Annotated in this window: 20 protein-coding genes and 1 pseudogene; 8 read left to right on the forward strand and 13 right to left on the reverse strand. The window is 66.0% G+C overall.

The annotated features are described in order from the left end of the window. Positions 1–23 precede the first annotated feature (23 nt). Positions 24–1,823 (forward strand): DUF1998 domain-containing protein, encoded by a 1,800-nt coding sequence (gene drmB / locus BLV94_RS38940; RefSeq protein ID WP_255314995.1) that lies wholly within the window; start codon positions 24–26, stop codon positions 1,821–1,823. A gap of 821 nt (positions 1,824–2,644) precedes the next feature. Here drmB and ribB read toward each other — a convergent pair. From ribB to BLV94_RS38955, 3 genes are all read right to left on the reverse strand, one after another. Continuing rightward, positions 2,645–3,919, reverse strand: coding sequence for a 3,4-dihydroxy-2-butanone-4-phosphate synthase (gene ribB / locus BLV94_RS38945; RefSeq protein ID WP_083395810.1), 1,275 nt, complete (start codon positions 3,917–3,919; stop codon positions 2,645–2,647). Then, a complete protein-coding gene (locus tag BLV94_RS38950; RefSeq protein WP_072944238.1) occupies positions 3,916–4,446 on the reverse strand; it encodes a flavin reductase family protein in 531 nt (176 codons plus the stop codon). The genes ribB and BLV94_RS38950 overlap by 4 nt, the downstream gene beginning before the upstream one ends. An 85-nt stretch (positions 4,447–4,531) precedes the next feature. Then, a complete protein-coding gene (locus BLV94_RS38955) occupies positions 4,532–4,927 on the reverse strand; it encodes a nuclear transport factor 2 family protein (protein WP_072944239.1) in 396 nt (131 codons plus the stop codon). A gap of 324 nt (positions 4,928–5,251) precedes the next feature. Between BLV94_RS38955 and BLV94_RS38960 the strand changes: the two genes are divergently transcribed. Next, the gene (locus BLV94_RS38960) at positions 5,252–7,921 is read left to right on the forward strand and encodes a LuxR C-terminal-related transcriptional regulator (protein ID WP_072944241.1); all 2,670 of its coding nucleotides are present in this window, start codon (positions 5,252–5,254) and stop codon (positions 7,919–7,921) included. A gap of 34 nt (positions 7,922–7,955) precedes the next feature. On the opposite strand, the gene BLV94_RS38965 is transcribed toward BLV94_RS38960, so the two are convergent. The 3 genes from BLV94_RS38965 to BLV94_RS38980 all read right to left on the reverse strand — a co-directional run bounded on the left by BLV94_RS38965 (position 7,956) and on the right by BLV94_RS38980 (position 12,566). After that, the gene (locus BLV94_RS38965; protein ID WP_072944242.1) at positions 7,956–8,792 is read right to left on the reverse strand and encodes a mycofactocin-coupled SDR family oxidoreductase; all 837 of its coding nucleotides are present in this window, start codon (positions 8,790–8,792) and stop codon (positions 7,956–7,958) included. A gap of 34 nt (positions 8,793–8,826) precedes the next feature. Next, positions 8,827–10,017 (reverse strand): acyl-CoA dehydrogenase family protein, encoded by a 1,191-nt coding sequence (locus BLV94_RS38970; RefSeq protein WP_072944244.1) that lies wholly within the window; start codon positions 10,015–10,017, stop codon positions 8,827–8,829. 932 nt (positions 10,018–10,949) lie between these two features. Beyond that, positions 10,950–12,566 (reverse strand): GIY-YIG nuclease family protein, encoded by a 1,617-nt coding sequence (locus BLV94_RS38980; protein ID WP_072944246.1) that lies wholly within the window; start codon positions 12,564–12,566, stop codon positions 10,950–10,952. Positions 12,567–12,896: 330 nt separating this feature from the next. On the opposite strand from BLV94_RS38980, the gene BLV94_RS38985 reads away from it, so the two are divergent. Next, a complete protein-coding gene (locus BLV94_RS38985; protein WP_072944248.1) occupies positions 12,897–13,298 on the forward strand; it encodes a TM2 domain-containing protein in 402 nt (133 codons plus the stop codon). A 164-nt stretch (positions 13,299–13,462) separates the two neighbouring features. Here BLV94_RS38985 and BLV94_RS38990 read toward each other — a convergent pair whose 3' ends face one another. Continuing rightward, on the reverse strand, positions 13,463–14,272 hold the full coding sequence (locus BLV94_RS38990) for a HugZ family pyridoxamine 5'-phosphate oxidase (protein WP_072944249.1): 810 nt from the start codon (positions 14,270–14,272) through the stop codon (positions 13,463–13,465). A 139-nt stretch (positions 14,273–14,411) separates the two neighbouring features. Between BLV94_RS38990 and BLV94_RS38995 the strand changes: the two genes are divergently transcribed. From BLV94_RS38995 to BLV94_RS39005, 3 genes are all read left to right on the forward strand, one after another. After that, positions 14,412–14,879 carry an NfeD family protein gene (locus tag BLV94_RS38995; RefSeq protein ID WP_072944251.1) on the forward strand — a complete coding sequence of 156 codons (468 nt, stop codon included), beginning with the start codon at positions 14,412–14,414 and terminating at the stop codon, positions 14,877–14,879. Continuing rightward, positions 14,876–15,748, forward strand: a complete 873-nt coding sequence (locus BLV94_RS39000; protein ID WP_072944252.1) for a slipin family protein — start codon at positions 14,876–14,878, stop codon at positions 15,746–15,748. Before BLV94_RS38995 ends, BLV94_RS39000 begins: the two co-directional genes overlap by 4 nt. Positions 15,749–15,882: 134 nt before the next feature. Beyond that, on the forward strand, positions 15,883–16,812 hold the full coding sequence (locus BLV94_RS39005) for a phosphodiesterase (protein WP_072944254.1): 930 nt from the start codon (positions 15,883–15,885) through the stop codon (positions 16,810–16,812). On the opposite strand, the gene BLV94_RS39010 is transcribed toward BLV94_RS39005, so the two are convergent. Next, positions 16,813–17,166 carry a helix-turn-helix domain-containing protein gene (locus BLV94_RS39010; protein ID WP_072944255.1) on the reverse strand — a complete coding sequence of 118 codons (354 nt, stop codon included), beginning with the start codon at positions 17,164–17,166 and terminating at the stop codon, positions 16,813–16,815. It lies immediately after the preceding gene. Between the two features lie 57 nt (positions 17,167–17,223). On the opposite strand from BLV94_RS39010, the gene ppk2 reads away from it, so the two are divergent. Next, the gene (gene ppk2 / locus BLV94_RS39015) at positions 17,224–18,165 is read left to right on the forward strand and encodes a polyphosphate kinase 2 (protein WP_072944257.1); all 942 of its coding nucleotides are present in this window, start codon (positions 17,224–17,226) and stop codon (positions 18,163–18,165) included. Here ppk2 and BLV94_RS39020 read toward each other — a convergent pair whose 3' ends face one another. From BLV94_RS39020 to BLV94_RS39040, 5 genes and pseudogenes are all read right to left on the reverse strand, one after another. Beyond that, positions 18,166–19,662 (reverse strand): stealth family protein, encoded by a 1,497-nt coding sequence (locus BLV94_RS39020; RefSeq protein WP_371851561.1) that lies wholly within the window; start codon positions 19,660–19,662, stop codon positions 18,166–18,168. It abuts the gene before it with no gap. Positions 19,663–19,829: 167 nt separating this feature from the next. Beyond that, complete coding sequence (locus tag BLV94_RS39025; protein ID WP_083395811.1) at positions 19,830–20,261, reverse strand: hypothetical protein; 432 nt, start codon at positions 20,259–20,261, stop codon at positions 19,830–19,832. A 43-nt stretch (positions 20,262–20,304) separates the two neighbouring features. After that, a complete protein-coding gene (locus tag BLV94_RS39030; protein WP_072944259.1) occupies positions 20,305–20,721 on the reverse strand; it encodes an acyl-CoA thioesterase in 417 nt (138 codons plus the stop codon). Positions 20,722–20,773: 52 nt separating this feature from the next. Continuing rightward, on the reverse strand, positions 20,774–21,925 hold the full coding sequence (locus BLV94_RS39035; RefSeq protein ID WP_072944261.1) for a DUF3322 domain-containing protein: 1,152 nt from the start codon (positions 21,923–21,925) through the stop codon (positions 20,774–20,776). Then, positions 21,922–22,947 (reverse strand): annotated as a pseudogene (locus BLV94_RS39040) (SbcC/MukB-like Walker B domain-containing protein); the annotation flags it as partial. The pseudogene BLV94_RS39040 and the gene BLV94_RS39035, both read right to left, overlap by 4 nt. A 79-nt stretch (positions 22,948–23,026) precedes the next feature. Here BLV94_RS39040 and BLV94_RS39045 point away from each other — a divergent pair. Further along, entirely contained in the window at positions 23,027–24,169 is a 1,143-nt protein-coding gene (locus BLV94_RS39045) for an RNA-guided endonuclease InsQ/TnpB family protein (protein ID WP_072944263.1), read from the forward strand. Positions 24,170–24,212 lie beyond the last annotated feature (43 nt).

Here is a 24,212-nt window from a genome sequence, read left to right on the forward strand (position 1 = left end):
GTCGGCGACGAGGCGGAGCACCAATGCCCCCGCGTGCCCGAAAGCTGGGTGCAGTGCGCCGCTCCCAGCTCGTCACTACCTATGGGGTCGGCTCAATGATTGCGATCGACAACGAGTCGTTCATTGTTGCGGGCCTGGACTCATGGGATATCAGTGAAGCCCCTGAGGTATTCGAGCGGCGGCTAGCACAGATTCTCGGAGTTGGTTCATTCCGCCTGCCCCCTGCACCCGACGCGGATCGGGGTACCGACGGTGTACGAGTTCGTCGCTTCCCGGACTTCTACACCTGCCCGAAATGCCATGCTCTTCAATCGTTCTCCAGATTCAACTCGCCTGTAGGATCGGCCGCATGTCTTGAATGCATCGAAGATCTGGTTCCTTCACGTTTCGTCGTCGCATGCGAATACGGTCACATTGACGACTTTCCGTTCTGGAAATGGGTTCACCGAAATGTCGACCGTGAAAGCGGATTTTGCGGCGGAGGCTTGTCGCTGCACACGAACGGCAGCACCGCGTCGCTCAGATCGATTGAAATTCATTGCAGTTGCGGAGTTTCTGCGGTATCTATGGAAGGTGCCTTTCGCTCGAAGGCATTAAGGGATCTGGGAATTCGATGTGAGGGGAAGCGTCCCTGGCTGAGGAATTCGGCCAAGGAAGAATGCGACCAGCAACCGCGAGCGATGCAGCGAGGCTCCTCCTCTGCTTGGCATCCCATTATGCATAGCGCGCTGTCGATTCCGCCATGGGGAGAAGGCTTGCACGCGCTGATCGAGAAGCACAAGCTGATTGCCGCTCCCGAGGACTCCATCCGGTGGTACTTCCAGTCCCGTCCGACACTGCTCGCGAATCTCGACGCCACTGTGGAGGATGTGATCAGCTTGGTGAAAGCAATACAGGAGGCCGACGGGGGAGCGGGTGAGAATGAAACTCCCGCCACCAAGGCGCATACGACCCTCCGTCAGGAGGAGTACAAGCGATTGGTCAAGGGAAACCCGGAAAGATTCACTGCCGAGTGGCAACAGTTCGTTTGCGAGAAACCAACCGGCGACCCTGCCCTGGTGCGGGAATTCGGTATCGACTGCAGCATGCTCGTCAAGCGCCTTCGTGAGGTGCGCGCGCTGTCGTCCTTCGTTCGGGGCGAAGCACCGACTGAAGCGGACTCTGATCGGCGACTGGCGAGGCTCTCGTCCGCTGATCTGGACTGGTTGCCAGCGATGGAGGTAAGCGGTGAGGGCGTATTCCTTCAACTCGACGCCACCCGACTGTCGAAATGGGAGTCGGACCACGCTGTGATCGCGCGCAGCGACTGGGTTCGAGCGAATCACAATGCGTTGCTTCGTGAACGCGGTGCCAGCCCAAAATCGGGATCTGCGAAGCACCCCGAATCACACGTCACTCCGAGGCTGCTACTACTCCACACCCTCGCGCACACGCTGATCAACGAATGGAGCCTTGATGGGGGGTACCCGGCTTCCTCGCTCAGAGAACGCCTCTATGTGGACGATGACATGTCGGGGTTGCTGATCTACACAGCCACTAGCGACTCGGCGGGCAGCCTTGGTGGAGTCGTGGCACAGGGGGAACCCGAGCAGCTTTCCCGGACTATTCGTTCTGCCTTGGCACGGACGGAGTGGTGCTCGAACGACCCGCTATGCATGGAAGCCGAGGCCAGCGGTGCTGGCAGCGTCAACATGGCTGCGTGTCACGCCTGCGTTCTCTTGCCCGAGACAAGCTGCGAGACACAGAACAGTTTCTTGGATCGAGCCATGCTCGTCGGGGATCAGGCGGGAACCGTGCGTGGCTTCTTTTCGTTGGCTCCTTAAGACGCGGCGTGCGAGCGACCTTCCACACTTGTTAGTTGATAATCGAAGGGTCCGAGATCTCTCCGCAGTTCGGAGGTGAAGCCAGGCTAAGTCAAATTTGGTCCAAAAAGGATGGAGGAAACATCTGCAAACTGGGTGTAGAAGGACCTGTGCGGTTCGTCGCTGGTCGAAGGGGTTTTAGGGACCGTCTAGCGGCCTCCGACGGCTGGATCAATCTTCGCCGCTAGTGGCGACGATGTCCAGATCACGGCGTCGGTCACCACACGTGCTTGTCGCAGTTGCGCCGGGCGAAAATCGATCGGCGCTTCGAATCAGTTGGTCCTCGGATATCGCCCGCTAACCCATTGCGGTGGTGGCCACATCCGACTCCCTTTCGACATCTGTTGGGCATACTGGAGGGCGGCACGAGCAGCCTGCCCAGCGTTCATCGCGAACCGCTCATCGTTGCTCCGAGGCAACAACTTAACCCCGTCTCTCAGGGTCGATAACTTGTGGACTTCGAGCCTGTCCTCAGACCCAAGGCGGCAAGCTGTGTGCGAACGTCGGCGATACGGTCCGGTATCGAGCGTCCGGTCCTATTCTGAGACAGTTGGCCACGGAAGTTGAAGACACGAGACTGCGGCCAGTAGGACGCAACGATCCGGTGAATGATCTCGTTAGTCGGCACCATGAGGCTGCCGTCCGGTGCGGCCGCGTCTCGACGCAAATGTCGACGAGAGCGAGAAGCGTCACCAGTTTGTATGTCGATTCGCGACGGCCGGACTCGAGTAGTTGCACTACGTGTCCGGCGACGTCGACCGGGTCGAGCTGTGTCACTCGGTTTACGTTCCGCCAGGAATCGAAATAGAAGATGGCCGGTCGAAACCGCCCGTCCTCCGTCGCGGCTGCGTGCGGGGTGCCGTCAGCGTCGTGCGCATGAGGTTGTGGGCGAGCCGGTCCCGCTTGGTCGCGAGGTTGTGGGTGTTGTGGTCGTTCGGTGCGATGTCGAGGGGTGTGGTGCCAGCGATCGTGATGCCGGCCGCGGCGAGACCTGCCGCCTTGGCGGGATTGTTGCTGAGTAGGTTGATGCGGTCGATGCGGAGATCGCGGAGGATCGCGGCCGCATAGTCGCGGGTGTCGACGGGCAACCCGAGTCGCAGGTGGGCGTCGACGGTGTCGAGTCCCAGATGGTCTTGGAGCTGGTAGGCCGCGATCTTCGCGGCCAGTCCGATCCCGCGGCCTTCGTGTCCGCGCAGGTAGAGCAGGACGCCGGCGCCGGCTTGGGCGATGCGCTCGAGTGCGGCGGCGCGTTGTGCGCCGCAGTCGCAGCGACGTGAGCCGAGGACGTCGCCGATGAGGCATTCGCTGTGGACGCGGGTGAGGGCGGTGGTGCCGGCCGGGTCGCCGAACACCATCGCCAGGTGTTCGACTCCGTTGGTGGAGCGGTAGACGATGGCGGTGGAGGTGCCGTGGTCGGTGGGGACAGCAGCCTCCGCGCAGCGTTCGATGCTGAGGGTGCGGCGCCGGTAGTTCACCAGCTGTTCGATGGTGACGACGGGGACGCCCTCGCGTACCGCAAAGGCGCGCACGGCGTCCCCACGGAGCATGTCGCGTTTGTCTGCGCTGGTGACCGTGCAGATCAGCCCGACGGGGGAGAGACCGGCGAGGGTGCAGAGGTCGACGGCTGCTTCGGTGTGGCCGGGCCGAGTGAGGACTCCGCCGTCGCGGGCACGGAGCGGGAGTACGTGACCGGGCCTGGTGAGGTCGGTGTCGACGGTCTCGCGGTTGGCGAGCAGGCGGATGGTACGGGCCCGGTCGGCGGCGCTGATGCCGGTGGAAGTGCCGGTGGCGGCGTCGACGCTGACGGTGAACGCGGTGCCCAGCGGGTTGTCGGGATCCCCGACCATCAAGGGGAGACCGAGAGCGCGCGTTCGTTCCGCGGGCATCGCGACGCAGAAGAAGCCGGAGGTGTGCCGGAGGAAGTAGGCGGCGTTCTGGGTGGTGACGAATTGTGCGGCCATCACGAGATCGGCTTCGTTCTGACGGGTTTCGTCGTCGAGGACAAGGATCGGTTTCCCGGCGCGCAGCTGTTCGAGGCACTGTTCCACGGTGTTCATGCGGGGCTCGCTGGGGTGAGCTGATGGAAGGTGGAGGTGTAGAACAGCAGCGGGTCGGGGGTGTCGGTGGCGCCGAGTTCGACGACGCGTCCGACGACCAGGTCGTGGTCGCCGACGGGTTGGACGAGGTCGATGTGGCAGTCGATCCAGGCGTGCGCGCCGGCGAGGCGCGGTGATCCGGTGGTCGCGGGGGTCCAGTCGATTCCGCGGAATTTGTCGGTGCCGCTGCGGGCGAAGGCACGGCCGAGTTCGTGTTGGTCGGCGGCGAGGATGTTGGCGCAGAAGCGGCCGGAGGCGGCCACCTTGGGGAAGGTGGTGGAGCCCCGGCCGACGAAGAAGGCGACGAGGGCGGGGTCGAGGGAGACGGAGCTGAAGGAGCCGACGGTCAGTCCGACGGGGTTGCCGGTGTCGTCGAGTGCGGTGACGGCGACGACGCCGGTGCAGAACTTTCCGAGGACGGTGCGGTAGGCGTCCGCGATGTCTTCGGGGGTGGTGGCGGTGATGTGCGGTTCGGTGGTGGTTCGCATCGGTACCTACTTCAGGCGGTCGAAGTGAATGGTGTTGGGGGAGAGCTGCCAGCCGCCGCGCTGCCGCGGCGGCTGGAACGCAGAGCTACACCGACAACCCTGTCTTGGCCCAGAACTCCTCGAACGTCGCCGAGCACATGTCGGTGCCGCGGGTGACCTTGCCGTCCTCGAAGCGGTGCGTCATCACGATCGTGGTGTCGAGTTCGAGTTCCCCGAGGCGGCGGTACGCCCGGACGTTGGCGGTCACCAGGTCGTCACCGACGACGTCGACGGAGACGACCTCGTTGCGGGATTCGTCGAGCTTGGCCAGGACGCCGAAGGCCTCGAGGAACTCGGCCTTGGTGTATAGGCGGAGGGTTCCCTCGAGCGTGAAACCGGCCCACGTCATCTCGTCCGAGTACAGCTCCACGAGGGGAACCGGGTTCCCCTCGTCTGCGGCGGCGAAGGCTGCCTTCAGGGCTTCGGCATTGGTGTTGGTCATGCGGACTCCATCGTCGCTTCGGATATGTCGGCACCACGTGTCGTTTCTGTGGTGTGCATCACCCTGCCCGTGCGCGGAGCCCGGCGGAACCGTCCAGCTACGTGGTTCGCTACGGTCACACCAATCCGAACCCGGTGCCCAGAATCGGTGCAGGTAAATGCCACTTTCTCGGCCCGAGTCCGGGTGCGAGTGCGTAGGGTGCACGGTCGCGGTGACACATCTTGACCCCCGAAAGTTGACAGGAGGCGCAACCAGCGACCAAGGTGATCCAGATCTCAATTACCGGGAGGTTGACCGACCGGTTACGAGTCCAGAAGGGACCTTGTGAACGCTGACGAGTGGGATGAGATTCGCCGACTCCACCGGCAAGGATCTCCCATCAAGCACATCGCGGTGCAGCTCGGAATGTCGCGCAACACGGTGCGCCGCGCGCTGACTCTCGACGAACCTCCCACCGACCACCGAAGCCGACGCGGCTCCGTCGCCGACCCCGTCGATTCGGCCATCCGGGAGCTGATCGCCGACGACCCCGGCATCGCGATCGCGGAGATCGCGCGCCGGATCCAATGGACCAAGTCGAGGACCACGCTGGCGCGCCGGGTCACGAGCATCCGTGAGGAACGGTCGACCGGCGAACCCCACGACGGCCCGGCCGACACGGTGCCCGCGGCTCCGTCGGTCCCGGTGTACGGATCGAGTTTCGTGGGCCGTCGCACCGAACTGCTCGAACTGCGGAAACTGCTCGGTGACCACCGGCTCGTGACCATCACCGGCCCGGGCGGAATGGGCAAGACCCGCTTCGCGATCCATGCCGCCGGCGAGTACCGCCGCGCGTTTCCGGACGGTGTGCGCGTGATCGAACTCGCCGCGCTGCGCAGCCCCGACCTCCTGACCCAGACCGTCGTGGACGGGCTCGCCCTCGCCAACCGCGACATGCATGCCAGCCCGACGGAGAACACCATCATCGAGTATCTCCGGACGCGGCGGATGCTCCTGATCCTCGACAACTGCGAGCACCTCCTCGACGAATGCGCGCAACTGGTGTCGGTGCTGCTGCGCTCCACGACAGAACTGCGCATCATCACCACCAGCCGCGAGATACTCTCGGTACCGGACGAATTCGTGTTCCCGCTCGCCCCGCTGCCCACGGTCAACGGAACGGAATCGCCCTCGCCGGCCCGCGGGACGGGAAGCGCGGTGGAGCTGTTCGTGAACCGGGCCGCCGCCGTGCTGTCGAAATTCGAGCTGACCGAGGACAACCGCGACGCCGTGATGCGCGTCTGCGACCGCCTCGACGGCCTTCCTCTCGCCATCGAATTGGCCTGCGCGCGACTACCGGTGCTGTCGGTGTACGAACTGGCGGATCGGCTCGATCACCGGCTCAATCTCCTCACCACCGGCAACCGCACCGGGCCGCAGCGGCATCGGAGCCTCCAGGCGACGATGGATTGGAGCTACGAACTCTGCACTCGCGAACAACAACTCCTCTGGTCGCGAGCCTCGGTGTTCGCGGGCGGATTCGACCTCGGCATGGCCGAAGAGGTGTGCAGCGACGACGACGTCCCGGCGGACACCGTGCTCGACGGCATCTCGGCTCTGGTCGGCAAATCGATCCTGCACCGCGAAGAGGGCGGCACGCACGTGCGGTTCCGGATGCTCGAGTCGATCCGCGAATACGGGAACAGTAAGCTGACCGCCTCGGAGATGGACACCCTGACACTGCGGCACCTGCGCTGGTGTACGCGGCTGGTGACCACGACGGCCGACAACTGGTTCAGTGCCGATCAACGCGCCGGAAGCGAGAAGCTGCGCCGCAACCATGCCAACATCCGGTCGGCGCTGCACGCGGCACTGCTGGATTCGTCCGACGACGACGAAGTGCGGATGGCCGCGGACATGGTCTCGCGCGCCTGGTTCCTCTGGTCGTGCGGGTTCTCGGTGCGCGAACACCGGATGTGGCTGAACCGCATCCTCGAACGGGAGATGGCGCCGACGGCCACCAGGGGGCGGATGCTCGTCAATCTGGGCCTCGTCCAGACCCTGCAGGGTGACCGCGAGTCCGCCGACTCGGCGCTGACCGAGGCCTCCGCCGTCAACCTGACCGCGGATGACGCCATCACCGGCGCGTTCACAGCGGACGTCATGGGGCTGAAGGCCTTCTTCGCCGGCGATTTCGACGAGGCGGAACGTCGGCTCACGGCTGCGCTGGAGATGTACGAAGAGATCCCGGATCGTGAGGATCTCGCCCACACGCTGCGCGTCCACCTCGGGATGCTCTACTGCTTCACCGACGAGACGGCTCGTGCCACCGAACTCTTCGAGACGGTGAACGAGCGTGCCATCGCGGTCGGGGAGTCGTGGCTGCGTTCCTACGCCGTCTACGGGCTCGGACTGGTGGCATTGATGAACGAGGAATTCGAGGACGCACTCCGGCTCGGCTCCGAAAGTCTGCGCCTGCGGCGCGACTTCGACGACGTCGTCGGAACCACCCTGGTCACCGACCTTCTGGGATGGGCCGAAGCCGAGGCGGGTTCGGCGGAACGGTCGGCCGTGCTCCTCGGCGCCGCCTCCTCGATGTGGGAGTCGTTCGGCATGCAGCTGTATGGCTCGAGCCACTGGGTCGAGCAACGCACACGCTTCGAGAAGCAGGCGCGAAAGGCCCTGGGAGACGATCAGTTCGAGAAGTGCCACACCAGCGGGGCCGCGATGTCGGTCTCCGAGATCACCGGATTCGTCCTGGGGGAGTCGGTACCGTCCGGTGATACGGCTCCCGCTGGTGGCACGCGCCCGGAAGACGTTCTCTCCCCGAGGGAGCAGGAGGTGGCGACGCACGTCGCCGCCGGCATGACCAACAAGGAGATCGCTGCCAAGCTGGTTCTGTCGCCGCGCACGGTGGAAGGGCACGTCGAACACATCCTGGAAAAGCTGGGCATGAGCAGGCGTCACGAGATCGCCGCCGCGTTCGCGCACGCGGAGCGGGGCACGCCGAGCTAGTTCCGCGTGCCCCGCACTCGCAGGGATGTGCTGGTCAGACCTTGTTGAGGGCACCCGCGTCGACGGGCATCGCGATGCCGGTGACGTAGCGTGCCGCATCCGACGCCAGCCACACCACGGCGTTGCTGACATCCACCGGCTCGATCCACGGAATCGGCAGCACGTTCATCGCCGTCTCGCACGCCTCACGGAAATCCTCGTGCGTGGGCGTCTCCAGGTCGGGACGGAACAGGCGGTACATGTCCTCGTTGTCGATCATGTCCGTCAGCACCGACGTGGGATGGATGGAGTTGCACCGAATCCGATGGGCGCCCAGCTCATTGGCGGCGGTCCGGGCGAGTCCGGTGACCCCGTGCTTCGCGGCGACGTAATGGGCGAAGTTCGGGAAACCCTGTAAACCGCCGGTGGAGCTGATCAGGACGATCGACCCGCCCTCACCCTGCTCGATCAGGTGGGGAACGGTCGCCCGCATGGTCTTCCACACACCCGACAGGTTGATGTCGACCATTTCGTCCCACTGCTCTTCGGAGAGCTCGTGCAGCGGTGCGGACGAGAAGATGCCGGCGTTCGCGACCACGGTGTCGAGTCGTCCGAGCTTCGCGACACCCTCCGCGACCACGTCCTGGAGCTGACTCAGCGACCGCACGTCGGCGACCGCGACGTGGGCACGTTGCCCGAACTTCTCGATGTGCCGGGCCGTTTCCTGAAGCTCGTCCTCCGTCGCTCCGCGGTACTTCGTCGTAGCCGGCTTGGCGCAGAGGTCGACGATGATGACGTCGGCGCCCTCCTCCGCGAGCCGGATCGCATGCGAGCGTCCCTGCCCGCGTGCAGCTCCCGTTACCAGCGCGACCTTGCCTTCAAGCTGTCCCATCAGGGGTCCTTCCGTTGTAAATGAACTGGGGTCTTCAGACGGCGTATGCGCGCATGATCGGTGTGGCGGCGTCGACGAGGGTGATCTGATCGACCAGCATGTGCTGCGTCGCGACGGCGGCGTCGCGCACGCACCGGCCGAGCGCGCTGGGGTTACGGATCGACTGGCTGCCCGCCCAGCGGTGCGCGAAGCCGACGATCTCACCGGCGACTTCCTGCGACCAGGTGATGACCTGACGCAACCGGGCGCGCTGCTCCTCGGTGATCTCCACACCGGCGCGCGCACTGGCCTCGGCGTCCTCGTGGGCGGCGTACACGTACAGGCGAGTCGCCTGGTAGAGAGCTTCGTACTTGCTGAACTCGCGGCGGAACAGTTCCGACTCGCCGACCACCGTGGCGTAGCCGGGACGTGCCTTGTTGGCGACGATCCGGACGATCTCCTCGAGCGCCCGCTTCGCCAGTCCGAGTGCCACGGGGGCGTGCCCGCCGACGCCGATGCCGAGCAGTCCCAGGCGGTACACGGGCTCGGAGCGAACGGGGGTGGTCGAGAACGTCTCCATCGTGAACTTGTCGGGAATGAAGCGGTCGTGGACGGCGTAGTCGTAGCTGCCGGTGCCGACCAGTCCCATCACGTTCCAGTTTCCGAGGAATTCGACGTCGGCCCGCGGGAGGAAGCCGACGCGGCAGTCGGGGGTACCGGCCTCGTCCACGATGGGGTTCCCGTTGTCGTCGTGGACGACGAATCCCGCGCCGATCCATGTGGCGTGCGCGGATCCGCTCGCGAATTGGTAGCGGCCGGTGACGCGGTAGCCGCCCTCGACGCGGACGGCCTTGCCGGTGGGCATGATCATGCCTGCGGTGATGCCGCGGTCCGGACCGCCAAACATCTCGCGGGCGCCCTCGTCGTTCATGAACCCGGCGGCGATGCCGGTGCTGAAGGAGTTGGCCATCAGCGCCCAGCCCGTCGACGCGTCGGCCCGCGAGATCTCTTCGATCACTTCGAGTGCCTGCACGATGCCCAGCCCGCCGCCGCCGAACTCGGTCGGGACGAGGGTCCAGAACAGCTCCGCCTCGGCGAGGGCCTCGTATACCGGCCGGGTGATCGTCGCGTCACGCTCGATCGCATCCGCCTCCTGCTCGACGACGCGAGCGACGGCCTTCGCCCGGGCGAGGTAGTCGACAGGCTCGGCGAGGGCGGACACTGATCGATCAACGGTTTGCGTCATGGAAATGACCTTCCTGGTATGCAACTCGGCTCGTCGTCCACCGCACATTTCGGCGGGGACGCGATCGCGGTATGACCTGAATCACAATGGTCTGTTCGCGTTCTGCACACAGGCGGGTGACCACGTGGTCCACTACGTGGTCACCCGGTCGGGTATTACGGCGAGCGAGAAGCTCGCCCGGTCATCTCTCGTGGGTTGCCGCGGTTACACCGCGTAAGAACTGCGGAGTCGGCGACGGGTCACCAGCTTCTCAGGTCCGCCCGCGGGCCCACCGCGGTGGCGGCCACGCCCCTGGTTGACTCGACATCTGCCTGCCGAACTCGATGGCGGCGGAAACAGCCTGGCCACCGGACATTGCCATTCGCTCGTACTGCGTGGCGGAAGCAACTCGACCGAACTTCCGTAGGTAAGCACGGAACAGACCCCGTCCTTTTCGAGGACCAGAATTCCCGGGTAGAGCTCGCAGACCAGAGTCCGCGACCCGGGTGCGGTCGTGAAGTGTGTGGCCCTCACCTCGAGCAGGGGCCGTCCGGCGACAACGCACGCGGTCCAGGCCGGCCGCGCCCGGGCACCAGGAGGCGGCATGTTTCGGATCCTGCGCGGCCCGTCGAAGTAGCGGCTGAGCGCAACGAAATCGACCAGGTCGCCGAATCGGTCGGCAGCAATCTGAGCGTGTGCCCCGGGAATGGTGAATGCCTCATGCATGTCATCCGGTAGCGGTTCGACCTCGTCGCCGAATGACAGCATCGTCTGGACGCGGCCACCTTCGACGACGAGGACGCCCTGGTACAGCTCGCACACGAGCCGCTGTTCCCCGTGCTGTTCGATGTGTGTCGCCCCGACCTGCATCCATCCGTCGGTCTCGCGGCATTCGCCCGGGGAGTATGCGATTTTGTACCGCATCACCTGTTCCCACAAGGGCCGCGAGCGTGTCATCTGTCCCCGAAACGCGGCGCCCAGAACGGCAGGTTGCGGAAGTAGTCGATGTCTTGGTCTTGATCGTCGAACGCGAATGCGATGAGGTCGTCCCACTCGGGTCGAAGGTTGCGGGCGACCGGCCACACCGTGTCCTGGCTGGTGTACAAGTAGTACCGCTGCGGCAGGGGAGCGGTGTCCTCCCACTCCACGGTTACCGAGCAGCCGTCGCCTGGGTTGCCGGCGATGACACCGCGCAGAGAGAAGTCCATCACGGACACCGAATTATCGCGGCGATCGAACGGCACATCGTCAGTCACGTTCTTCCGCGTTCGCACGATGATGCGTTCGCCCACTCGCATGTCGACGACCTTGGGCTCGTACCGAGGATCGGGATCCATCCGCCACTCGCCGGACGCCAGGAAGTCCTTCACTTGGTTGCGGCCCGACCGCTTGCTGCCGCATCCCACGATCCAGTAGCACTCGTCGTCATCGAGCAGAGCAATGTCGTCGTCCTCCGTGTGCGACGCGCTCTCCTGGGCGATCTCCGCCTCGTCATTCGTGGACAGTTCGTGTGGCCTTTCGGGCAATGTGTGGACAGAAGGCGTGTCGGACGCTGCGGGAGTGGCAGGGCGGGGGTACTCGGGATAGACGAGTTGTACGACCTGCGGGCAGTGGTACCTGGTGTAAACGCAAAAGTGCTTGCGCATGACGTCCAACACCAACCTCGCCGCGGCGGCAGTGACCTGTGGATCCTCAAGGAGCCGTGTCAGTTCCGTGAGGCCGCGGATGTCCAATCGAACCAGGTCGCTACCGGCATCGTCATACTGGACCGTCCTGATGCCTACCTTGGGATGACGCCGTCGCAGTCCCCACTTGGCTCTCGTGTTCGGGAACAACACGCTTTCCCGAACATTTACGAACCCGAACAGTTCGCCGGGAAACCGCTTGTCCTCGTGCACGACGAACGTTTCCATCTTTCCGACATTGACGCAGAACCGCCGCGGCGAGTGGGTGCCCGCATACGTTCCGGCGCTGACACCCCAATACTGGAATTCGGTTGCGCGAGGCGCTGGCACGCACGACTCCAGATAGGATCGCAACACCTCGGTGACCGCCGTCGAATGCGGTGCTTCCGTGTAGCGCTGGGCAGTTGTCGAGTAACGATCCTCCTGCTGGGGGATCGCCTTCAACGGCGTCTGATCCGCGCCGTTGTACTCAGCTGGGTTCAGAATCCAGCGGGCCTGTTCCTCGTCGGACAGCAACTCGTCGAGTGCATCGCGTCCCGCTGTGGTGCTGGCGTTGAGAACGTTGCGCAGCCGGATATTGTTGCTCTCGAGTTCGTGCGTGAGGAATCGCTCGTACTTCTTGAGCTCCTGCTTGGATGCCGTCTCCGGGAGGAGGCGTACCGAGGTGATCTCCGACCCCCACTTGGCCGCATGACCTCCCATGCGTGATCGCAGGTCGACGGATTCGCCGACGTAATACGTGTCGTTGTCGAAGCGGAGGAGGTAATAGCCGCTCTGACGGGGACCGTTCGCCGGCAATGCCGTCGACCGCACTTCGCCGAAGGGAACCTCGGGAAGAAACCCACGCTTGTCTGCCCAGGCCGCTGCCGCATCCGTGTCGCTCATGCGAACACAGTAGAGCCAACGGCGGACGTGTTCTGTCGGTTGCCCGATGCAACTCCGGTAAGCCGCAAAGAGGACGCGCTGGCACCGTGTTTCGCGATGACGATTGCCTGCACATACCGCCCGCGAGGAGCGATCAATCCGAATGCGTGCCTGTGTATGGCAGATACGGTCACGCGACCGATACCGGACGAGCTTGGGTCCGTGTTATCTAGTGAGCGTTGAGTGGATTACGAAGCGCCGCAGTAGTAATGCTGCGGCGCGGATCGGCGTGGTCGACTCAGTACGTCGTCAAGTTTCATGCTTCTCTTACATCTCCGAAGGACACCGCCGATGACCCAGCCCCAGCCTCCCTACGGTGAACAACCGCAACAGCCGTCTGGAGTGCAGCCGTACGGGCAGCAGCCCTTCGCGCATCCCGCCCAGAACTTCGGCCAGGGATCGGGACTGCAACAGCCTGCGGCCTACGGGTACCACCCGGTGACGGGATTGCCGTACTCGCACAAGACGAAGCTCGCCGCCGGTCTGCTGAGCATCTTCTTCGGGTACTTCGGCGCGGGACGGTTCTACGCCGGCCACACCGGCCTCGGATTCGCGATGCTGATCGTGAACATCGTGCTCACCGTCGTCTCCCTCGGCATGTGGCTCTTCGTCGCGTGGATCTGGCCCGTCATCGACGGCATCGTCCTCCTCGCAGGCGAGCCGAAGGACAAGAACGGACTCCCCTTGAGGTAGCGGCGAAGACGGGCGGATGCCGAGGCGAGCGGCTGCACGACCGGCGGTTGCCTCGAGGCATACATGGTCGCCCAGTCGGGTAATGCGCGAGAGCGGCGAGCACGAAGCTCGCCGCTCTCAGCCGGGCAGGTCGGTCGGGAGGGAGTCACCCCCGGGTCACGCGCTCAACGCCCGGTCAGTGCCCGGGCCTGCTCTGTCAAAGCAACTGTCGCCGCGCGTAACTGGTCGACGGAGTCGAGAGGCTCTGCGTACCCGACGCGGGTGACGGCGACGCCGCGGGGTGTGGTGACGCGCAGGTCAAGTCCGTAGCGGTCGGCGCCTTCGCAGGTGACCGTCTTCGCGTCGGGGAAGCCGCCGAGCGCCTGGGCCATCGCGCGGAGGGCGTCGGCGTGGTCGGCGTTGAGGTGCTCGATCGCCGGGCCGGCATGCGGGGTGACGGGGTCTGCTGTCGCCGCGGCGTAGGACTCTTCGCTCGCCGAGTCCATTCGCCCGTAGCCGCCGACCCACCGGATGCGCTGGACGCGCATTACCCAGAGTGAGAAGTCGCTGAAGTCGATGTAGACGTGCGCCGCCGGGATGGCCGCCAGGTGTGCCTCCCGGGCGGCGGCGAGCTCGTCGCCTTCCGGGCGGTAGACGTACCCGGCGAGGGTGATGCGGGTGCTGGCCAGCGGATCGGAGGGCGGGTTCGGCGCGACGATCGCGATGCTGGCGCGGGGATCGTGCGCGAGGTTGCGGCCGTGCTCGGCCATCTGCGACACGCACAGGACGGGGGAGCCGTCGAGCAGACCGTAGGTGACGAATGACGCCCACGGGTCGCCGTCCCTGGTCAGGCTGGCGAGGGTGCCCACATTGGTCGTGGCCGCGACCGTCCGGGCCTCCTCGGCGGCGGACGGGCGGGCTGGGTTGGCGACCTCCTCCAACGGCGGCGGCACGGTCGGGGCATCACCGGGATCTCCGTGATCTAGGTTCGTCATTCGTTGAACGGTACCCCGCCGGAAATTGCCGGTGGCATTGCCGTCGACCTGCGCTTACCGTTGAACTGAGGGCTCGATCGCCGAGTGGCTATGCGAGTGCGACCGGGTCCTCGCGAAGCGTGATCGTGGGTGATGCGAGATGACCGCGTTGGGCGTGCTGGCGCTGGTGCTGGGTGTGCTGTTGATCGTCGTCGAGGCACACGCACCGACCGCGGGTGTCCTCGGCGGGCTCGGGGCACTGTTCGTCGGAGCCGGGGTGTGGCTGCTGTTCACGTCCAGCGACACCGCGCAGATGATCGCCATCCCGGCGGCTGCCGGTGTCGCGGTGGTCGGAGTGGGTCTCGCCGTGGTGGGCGGCCGGAAGGCGCTCGCCGCCGGGCACGCGCCCGTGCGCACCGGGATGCAATCCCTCATCGGATCCGACGCCACCGTCCGCAACTGGAAAGGACGGCAGGGTCAGGTCGAGGCCGCCGGCAGCCTGTGGCGGGCGCAAACCTTGTTCGGGGACGACGAGACACCGACCGCGGGCGATTCCGTCGTCGTCGAGCAGATCCGCGGACTCACCCTCACCGTGCGCCGCCGCGAACCCTGGGAGCTGGAGATATGACCACCATCATCGTCATCCTGTGCGTCGTCATCACCCTCCTCGCCGTCGTGGCAAGCAGCTCGATCCGGGTGCTGCGCGAGTACGAGCGGGCCGTCGTGTTCCGGCTCGGCCGGCTGGTCGACCTGAAGGGCCCGGGGCTGGTGCTACTGATCCCGGCGATCGACCGGATGGAACGGGTCAGCCTGCGAACCGTCACTCTGAAGATCCCCGTTCAGGAAGTGATCACCCACGACAACGTGCCGGCCAAGGTCACCGCCGTCGCCTACTTCCGGGTGGTCGACGCCGACCGGGCGATCGTCGAGGTCGAGGACTTCCTGGCCGCCACCCTGCAGATCGCCCAGACCACACTGCGCTCGATCCTCGGCAAGGCCGACCTCGATGCCCTGCTGGGCGAGCGGGAACGCCTCAACGAGGACCTGCAGAAGGTCATCGATCAGCAAACGGAACCGTGGGGTGTGAAGGTCACCACCGTCGAGATCAAGGACGTCGAGATCCCCGCCAACATGCAACGGGCCATCGCCCGGCAGGCCGAGGCCGAACGCGAGCGTCGCGCCAAGATCATCAACGCCGAAGCCGAGTTCCAAGCCTCCGCGAAACTCGCCGAGGCCGCCGACGTCATCAGCCGCAACCCCACCACCCTGCAGCTGCGTTACCTGCAGACCCTCAGCGCCATGGGCGGTGAGAACAACTCCACCGTCGTCTTCCCGATGCCCCTCGACCTGGTCCGCCCGTTCCTCGCGGCGGCCAAGGACGCGGCAGCGACGGACGACGGCGACGAGCGCGCCCGGTTCGAGGCCCAGGCCAACCTGGCCGCGATGATCCCGCCCGCCGGCCCGGAGACGCGCACCCCGCACCACGCACGAAACTGACGTGCCCCACCGTTCACCGTCCGGCCACCGCGCGTACCCCGGGCGGTGACCGCAGTGCGCTTGGCTAGGGTTGGACAACCAGCAGGAGTCCACCCGGGCACCTGCCCGTCGGGGCGAGCGGAAGCGAGAGACCGATGAGCGGCACCGAGGCAGCCGACATACGGACGGCCGAGTATCCGCGACCGTCGCACTTCGTGCTGCACCTCAGCGACACCCATCTGGTCGACGACGACCTGCTGTACGGGGCCGTCGACAGCGAGGCCACGCTGCGGCAGATCTTCGCCGAGATCGAGGCGTCGCACGCCCGCCCGGACGCCCTGGTGTTCACCGGCGACCTCACCGACCGCGGCCAGCCGGGCGCCTACGAGAAGCTGCGGGCGATCGTCGAACCGGTGGCCGGGTCGCTCGGTGCGCAGGTGATCTGGGCGATGGGCAACCACGACGACCGCGGCCACTTCCGGACCGAACTGCTCGGGCAGGAACCGTCGTACGAGCCGATCGATCACGTCCACGACGTCGACGGGCTGCGCATCATCACCCTCGACACGACCGTCCCCGGCCGCCACCACGGGGAGATCTCCGAGAGCCAATTGATCTGGCTGGCACAGCAGCTCGCGGTCCCGGCGCCGCACGGGACCATCCTGGCGCTGCACCATCCGCCGGTGCCGTGCGTCCTCGACCTGGCGGTGCTGGTGGAACTGCGCGACCAACCGCGCCTCGCCGACGTGCTCCGCGGCAGCGACGTCCGGTCGATCCTCGCGGGACACCTGCACTACTCGACGACGGCGACGTTCGCGGGCATCCCGGTCTCCGTCGCGTCGGCTACCTGCTACACCCAGGACCTCAACGTCCCGGCCGGGGCGTTGCGCGGACGCGACGGCGCCCAGGGCTACAACCTGGTGCACGTGTACCCGGAGACGATCGTGCATTCGGTGGTCCCGATGGGCAGCTACGACACCGTCGGCGAATACGTCACCGCCGAGGAGACCGGGCAGCGGCTCGCGGCCGAGGGCGTGCGGATCCCCGACACCGGTGAGCAGGCCGTCAAGCCCGTCCGGGTGTGATCAGCTTCTGCGCGGGAACTGTTCCCGGTAGGCCATGACGTCGGAGAGCCGGAAGCGGCGGTGGGTGCCGCGCATCTCGATGGGCAGCGCGCCGGAGTCGGCGAGCCGGCGGACATAGGTGTCGGAGACGCCGAGGATCTCCGCGGCCTGTGACGTGGTGAGCAGGTCGGCCACCGCACCGAGCGCCACGCTCTGACCGTCGGCGAGGAGAGTGAGCAGTTCGAGGACGGCGTCCCCCGCGGAGTCGGGCAGCACCATTCCGTCGAGGGTGACGACCGGCGATCCGTCGAGGGCGGTCCGAAGCTCAGCCGCAACTTTCGAGTCGAGCGCGGAAACGATGTGGTCGATGCTCATGCCGTTTACGATCTCATGGGCCTGCCGGGCGACGGCGCAGAGCGGTAGCCTTTGCAGATGGACGAGTTGCGCGATCCCACAGCCTTCGAACTCGCACGCGCCGACCAGATCGACGTGACCCCGGAGATAGACGAAATCGGGGAGCTGCTGCGCAAGTCCGGCCGCAAACACGCGGCCGACGAGGACGAGCCCTGGCGGCACGGCTACCCGTACGACACGAAGATGACGCGGCGGCAGTACGAGAACCGCAAGCGGAAACTGCAGATCGAACTGCTCAAGTTCCAGGCCTGGGTGAAGGAGAACGGCGAGAAGGTCGTCATCATCTTCGAGGGTCGCGACGCCGCAGGCAAGGGTGGCGCGATCAAGCGCTTCACCGAACACCTCAACCCTCGTGGCGCGCGGGTGGTGGCGCTGGAGAAGCCCACCGAACGCGAACGCACCCAGTGGTACTTCCAGCGGTACGTGCAGCACCTGCCCGCGGGCGGGGAGATCGTGATGATGGACCGCTCCTGGTACAACCGGGCCGGCGTCGAACGCGTCATGGGCTACTGCACCCCCAACGAGTACCTCGAGTTCACCCGGTCAGCGCCGGAGTTCGAGCGGATGCTGGTGCAGTCGGGCATCCACATCGTGAAGTTCTGGTTCTCGGTGGGCAGGGAAGAGCAGCACGCCCGGTTCGTCTCCCGCAGCACCGACCCCGTCAAGCAGTGGAAACTCTCACCCACCGACCTCGCGAGCCTCGACAAGTGGGACGCCTACACCGAGGCGAAAGAGGCCATGCTGTTCTACACCGACACCCCGCACGCGCCGTGGACCGTCGTGAAATCGAACGACAAGAAACGGGCCCGGCTCGAGGCGATCCGCTGGATCCTGCACCGCTTCGATTACACCGGCAAGGACGCACGCGTCGTCGGCAAACCCGACTCGCTCCTCATCGGTTCTCCCGCAACGGTCTACGACGAGGGTGAGCGCCCGGCCGACGCGTTCCCCAGCGTCTGATCAGATCCCGGTCTCCCACGGCGCCGGGATCGGGAAGTAGTTCTCCAGGAACTGTGTCACCTTCCGGGTCCGCAGCTCCAGGTCGATCTCGGGTGCGCTGCCGTCGTTGAGGCAGAAGAAGTCCATCGACCGCTTCGCGAGCAGCGAATCCATGTCGCGGAGCCCCGACTTCATGGTGGTGTCGACGTACTTCACCCGCGCCGCCGTCTGCACCACCGCGCGGCCGCTCATCAGCGCGTAGTAGTGATACAGCGAGTTCGTCACCGAAATGTTGGTGCTGGCCCGGAAAGTGCTTGCGGCCGTGGCGGCGAACTCGTCGGGGAACTCCTTCTCCATCTCCTCCATGACGCTCTTGCGGAGCGGGGTGGCGGCGTGCTCGAGGTGCCGGGTGGTCATCAGCCCGAACCGGTCCTGCAGCAGCCGGCGGTTGACGCGCGCCGCGTTCTCGAAGCCGCTGCGCTCGTCGTCGTTGTGGCCCAGCCCGATTCGGGTGGTCGCCTCGATGAACATGGTGATCCCGCCGGGGGAGAAGAACATCTGCGGGCCCACCGAGCGGCCGAAGAACATGTCGTCGTTCGAATACAGGAAATGCTCAGCGAGCCCGGGGATGTGGTGCAGCTGGCATTCCACGGCCTGCGAGTTGTGGGTGGGCAGCACCGACGGGTCGGCGAAGAACTCCTCGCTCGGCATGAACGTGACCCGCGGGTCGTCGGCCAGCCACGCCGGACGGTCGGAGTCGGTGGCCACGAAGATGCGGCGGACCCACGGCGCATACATGTGCACCGAACGCAGCGCGTACTTGAGTTCGTCGATCTGCCGGAACCGGGCGGCGGAGTCGTCACCCTCACCGACCACGTAGTTCTGCATCCGCTTCGCGCGCTGCGCCTGGAACTCCGCCGACGAGCCGTCCACCCAGGAGAACACCAGGTCGACGTCGAAATTGATGTCCGACGCGTGGTCGGCGAACATGTTCTCGATGGTCGGCCACACCCGGCCGAACCGCTCCACGGTGCCGCGGACCGCCTCCTCCGACCGCACCACACGGCGGGTCAGTGAATTCTCCATCGGCAGCACGATCTCGTCGTCGCTGATCGACCACAGTTCGATCTGCACGCCCGTCGACGCCCCGTACGCCAGACCGCTGGCCAGGTGCACGCGCGGCCGGAACAACCGGAAGATGCGGGCCTTCGACGTCGCGGACAGGCTGCCGTCGGAGACGAGGACCGCGGGGCCCTTGGCGTCGACGGTCTTGGAGTAGAAAGGACGGTCCTCGCACGCGGCGACGAGCGCCGCACGCAACGCCTTGCGCTGCGCCCAGTTGATCGCGATCACCGGGCGTTCGTCGTTGCCCCGCACCAGCAGGTACTCGATGCCGGCCGCGTCGAGGACATCGCGGACGAACAACAGGTCCTCGACCATCGCCTCGTGCGGCGTCGTATGCGTGATCGGCAGCGCGAACCGGCCCTTGAACCGCACCACGTCGGGACGGTCCCGCAACCGCGACGACGCAGCGGCGGAGGCATGCGCGACAGCGTCGGCGGTCTCCTGCTCCGGAGGAACCAGGTACACGTCGTGCGGAGCAGAAGAATGAGTAATGTCGGGCCTTCCGGTGACGGTCGCGAGTGCGAACAGTGCCAGTGTAGGCCCAGGTTGCGGGGCGACGGTCAGTCGAGGACCGTGAAGAACGAGTCGCCGTCCTCGGCGGACCCGTCGATCTGACCGCGGTCGGTGCGCGAGTCCTCCACGATGACACCCTCGACGACGGCGGCGTGCTTGGTGCCGAACACCGGAATGTCGATCTCCTCGTCGTCGATGACCCGGTCGACGTCCTCGGTCAGCTCGTCGTCGGGCAGATCCCGCAACGACACCTCCTGCTGCTGCTCCAGCGGGGTATCGGGCTCCTCCTCGGACAGCTTCTCGTCGAGCGACTCACCCTCGCGCTCCTCACGCAAGGTGGTACCGAACCGGTCGGCCTCACTCCAGCCGTCGGGCGGATCGACGACGTCGTCGCCGTCGTTGTTGCGCACGTCGTCGGAGTCCAGGCTCTCGCTGGGGCTCAGCGTGTCACCGGGCCCGTCTTCGATACTCATAAACATCAAATGCCCAGATCAGGCGTGGTTGAAACTTCGATGGTCGAGGTCAGGCGACAGCTCGAGCATCGCGCAAGGTCTCGAACGCCGCGATCTGTTCCGGCGACCACGGCGCCGAGTTCACGCGGCTCGAATCGAGGTGCACGAGTACGACGGTCAGCTCCGCGGCCTGCACGCCGTCCTGGTGGAGGGTGATCAGGAAGGTCAGCGAGGTGGTGCCGATCCGGTCGAGGGTGACGTCGACGTCCGCGGCGCCGGTGAACAGTTCGCGTCCGAAGTTGCTGACGACGTTCACGACGGCGGTCTGCGTGACCGGGTCGAGCAGGTCGCCGCATGCCTCGACGAGCGCCCGCTTCCACGCCACGGCGGCCGCCTCGTGCACGCAGTAGAACGGCACATGGCGGCTCACGGACGCCGGCGCGTCCGGCGTGGCGTTGTTCCGCAGGGGGAGCGTGTAACGAGGCATGGATCGGACATTACTTGCTGCCCGGACGGGCGTCGCAGCCGGAGGACGGCGACTACAGGTCCGGACCGAAGGCGGCGTTCAGTTGCTCGAGCACGTACGGCCAGGGGATTCGCTCCTGCTCCAGTCGGAGATCACCCTCGCGCAAAGACCCCAGGACGGCGGCTTCGGACCCGGTCAGGTGGGACACTTCGGTGAACGTCGGTGACTGCTCCCGGACCGCGAGTCCCCGCCACCGATCCAGGGTGGCCTGATCCATCAGCAGACTCCGCACGTGCGGAAGGTGCCGGCGCAGGCGGTCGAGGATGGCGAACCCGTGACTGTCAAGGTCGCCCCAGTACCAGACTTCCGAGCCGACCACCCACGGGACTTCGGCCAGTTCGTGGACCGTGTAGCCGCTGCCGTGCACCGCCACGGTGTCGGCCAGTGGCGGGAGCGCGTACAGGCCCTCCTTGTTCTCGAGAATCAGCGTGCGCGCCGGGTTCAGCGGCAACGTGGTGAGTTCCTCCAGGGAGGTGGCGAAGCGTCGCGGACTGCCGGCCAGCAGACCGGGATCGCACAATGCGAGGTCGCGCAGGTGGGGAAGGCTTCGGATGCCGAGGTCCCGGCTGCCGCGAACACCGTCGAGTAGCGTCTCCACCACGCCGCGGTGACGCGCGAGCCATTTCGTGTCGACCCCCGGAACGGGAAGCTGACGAATGAGATACCCGGAGTTCGGGTGGTCGCTCAACCACCGCGCGATGGTGGTCAGCCTGCCGAAGTCGTCGTCGTCCAGTTCGAGCCATTTCGCCGCGGTCGCGGCAACCGCGGCCGACAACTCCGGGGTGCCGGGACCGAGACGGTCGACGAGTGTGTCACGGCGCATCACCAGGGCGCGCCATTCGGTTGCGCGGCCACCCGCGGACGCGATCCGGCCGGCCCCCGCCAGCGTCAGCCGCACCGGCACCTCCTGGGTGCCGAAGCTCGGCCACCGCCGCGTCGCCCACTCCACCCGGCCGTCGCCGGCGTAGCCGCGCCAGCCGCGTACCCACGCGACGACCGTGTCGGGGTCCTCGGCAATCTGCTGCTCGGACGGCGGATGCAGCGCCACGGTCAGCGAATCCTGATCGGCGAAAACGGAGTCGGCCAGCCAGCGTCGTCGGCGACTGTTGTAGGCGGCCAGTGCCTTCGCGGCGGCTACGGGCGGCAGAACGCATCGTGTGCTCATGCACTGCCCACGTCGTCGAACTCGATGAGGCTGAGTTCGGTGTGCATGCGGTCGCGGATACTCACGGTCACCGCACCGCCGATGTACTCCTCGAGGGTGCCGAGCAACTTCAGCGGCGTCGCCAGCACCATGTGGAAACCGAACTGCGCGAACACGTCCAACGCCCGGCGTGTGTACGCGGAGTCGGCGCGGTCGAACGCCTCGTCCAGGATGACAGTGCCGTAACGGGGAAGGTCTGCACCGTCGGGTGCGAGCTGATACCGCAATGCCGCTGCCAGACAGAAGAACACGAGTTTCTGTGCCTGACCGCCGGACAGTCCGGAGCTCGAATCGTGGTAGTTGCGAGCCTCTCCGGCGCCATCGATCTCGACGCCGATGAATCCCACGTGCAGGCGAGTGTCCAGGACCTGCCGCTGCCAGCGCTGATCCGCGGGTTCTTTCGAGGCCAGCCGCTCCAGCACCGCCGCCATCCGCTCGAATCGCTCCTCGGCCGCGGGGCGCTGCTCGACGTCCCAACCACCGCTCGTGATCCGGGTCAGGTCGTCCAGCAGGTCGGCCGCCGCCGGCGAGCGTCGCTCGCGGACGTCGATGCGCAACCACCGGTCGGTGTCGAACGCGGAGCGGCGCAACGAGTCGTTCACCGGGTCGATCCGGGATCGGATCTCCGCCGGCGCCTTGCGGATCGTGCGAGCGAGTTCGCCGATGTTGCGGTGTGACTGGTCGTGCAGCAGCTGGAAGAACCGATCTTCGTACCGGGGGAGACCGTCGGAGCGCAGCCGTTGGAGAATCGCCAGGGCGTCGTCGACGTATTCGGCGTCGACCCTCAACTCACCGCCGCGGGACTCCCACCGCGCCAGGTACTGCGACAGGATCCGGACGATCGACGCGCCGGCGGCAGACACCGCGTTCTGCGCCTCACCCCTGTCCTTGCCGATGCCCTGTCCGACCTCGAACAGAGCCCTGTCGATATTGTCCGATGTGACCCGGCGCGCGAACTTCTGGAACCGCGCCTTGATCCGTGAGTCTTTCGGCGCAAACCCGGTCCTTTAGGTCCGGGATAGCCGATCTGGTTTGTCGGACTGTGTGGCTAGTGTCTGGGGCATGGCGGGGAGGGTGGTGAGGCGGGCGTTCAAGTTTCGTTTCTATCCGACTGCGGTGCAGGCGGAACAGCTTGCTCGGACGTTCGGGTGCACCCGTTATGTCTATAACCGGGCGTTGGCGGAGCGGACGCGGGCGTGGTCGCAGGAGCAGCGTCGGGTGACGTACAGCGACACCTCGAAGATGCTCACCGGATGGAAGCGGGAGGCGGAGACGGAGTGGTTGGCGGAGCCGTCGAAGGGGCCGTTGCAGGAATCGCTGCGGCAGTTGCAGGGCGCGTTCGACAGGTTTTGGCGCAAGCAGACCGGATACCCGCAATGCAAGAAGAAGGGGCAGTCGAAGGATTCGGCGACCTACTTCTCGAACTGCTTCACCTACCGGGGTGGGCAGGTCCGGTTGGCCAAGCAGGCCGAACCCTTGGATATTCGGTGGTCGAGGCCGCTGCCGGAGGGGGCGGTGCCGTCGCAGGTGACGGTGTCGCGCAATGCCCGCGGTCAGTACCACATCTCGATCCTCGTCGAAGACACGATCACCGAGCCCCCGTCGACGGATCGGGTGGTCGGGCTCGATGCCGGGATCACGAGCCTGTACACGCTCTCGACGGGGGAGAAGATCACCAACCCGCGCCACGAGCGCGCGGACCGTGCGCGGTTGGTGAAGGCGCAGCGGGCACTGGCCAAGAAGGAGAAGGGATCGCGTAATCGGGCCAAGGCCCGATTGAAGGTCGCGAAGATTCATGGTCGGATCGCTGATCGGCGTCGCGATTATCTGCACAAACTTTCCACTCGGCTGGTGCGCGAAAATCAAGTGATCGCCATCGAGGATCTGAGTGTGCGGAATATGGTCAAGAATCGGTCGTTGTCGCGGGCGATCTCGGATGCGAGTTGGTCCGAGTTCCGGTCGATGCTCGAATACAAGGCCGACTGGTACGGGCGGCGGGTGGTGGCGGTCGATCGGTTCTGTCCGTCGTCGAAGACCTGCTCGGTGTGCGGGGTGATCGCGTCGGCGATGCCGCTGGATGTGCGGGTGTGGGCGTGCCGGTGCGGCGTCGTCCATGATCGGGATGTGAATGCGGCGAGGAATATTTTGGCCGTCGGACTGGCGGTGGCAGCCTGCGGAGATGGTGTGAGACCGCCTCGCACATAACGTGTGGGGCGGCGACTGTCGGTGAAACAGGAACCTCGGGACG

Source organism: Rhodococcus koreensis (assembly GCF_900105905.1).
In the GTDB taxonomy this organism is placed as follows: Bacteria; Actinomycetota; Actinomycetes; order Mycobacteriales; family Mycobacteriaceae; genus Rhodococcus_F; species Rhodococcus_F koreensis.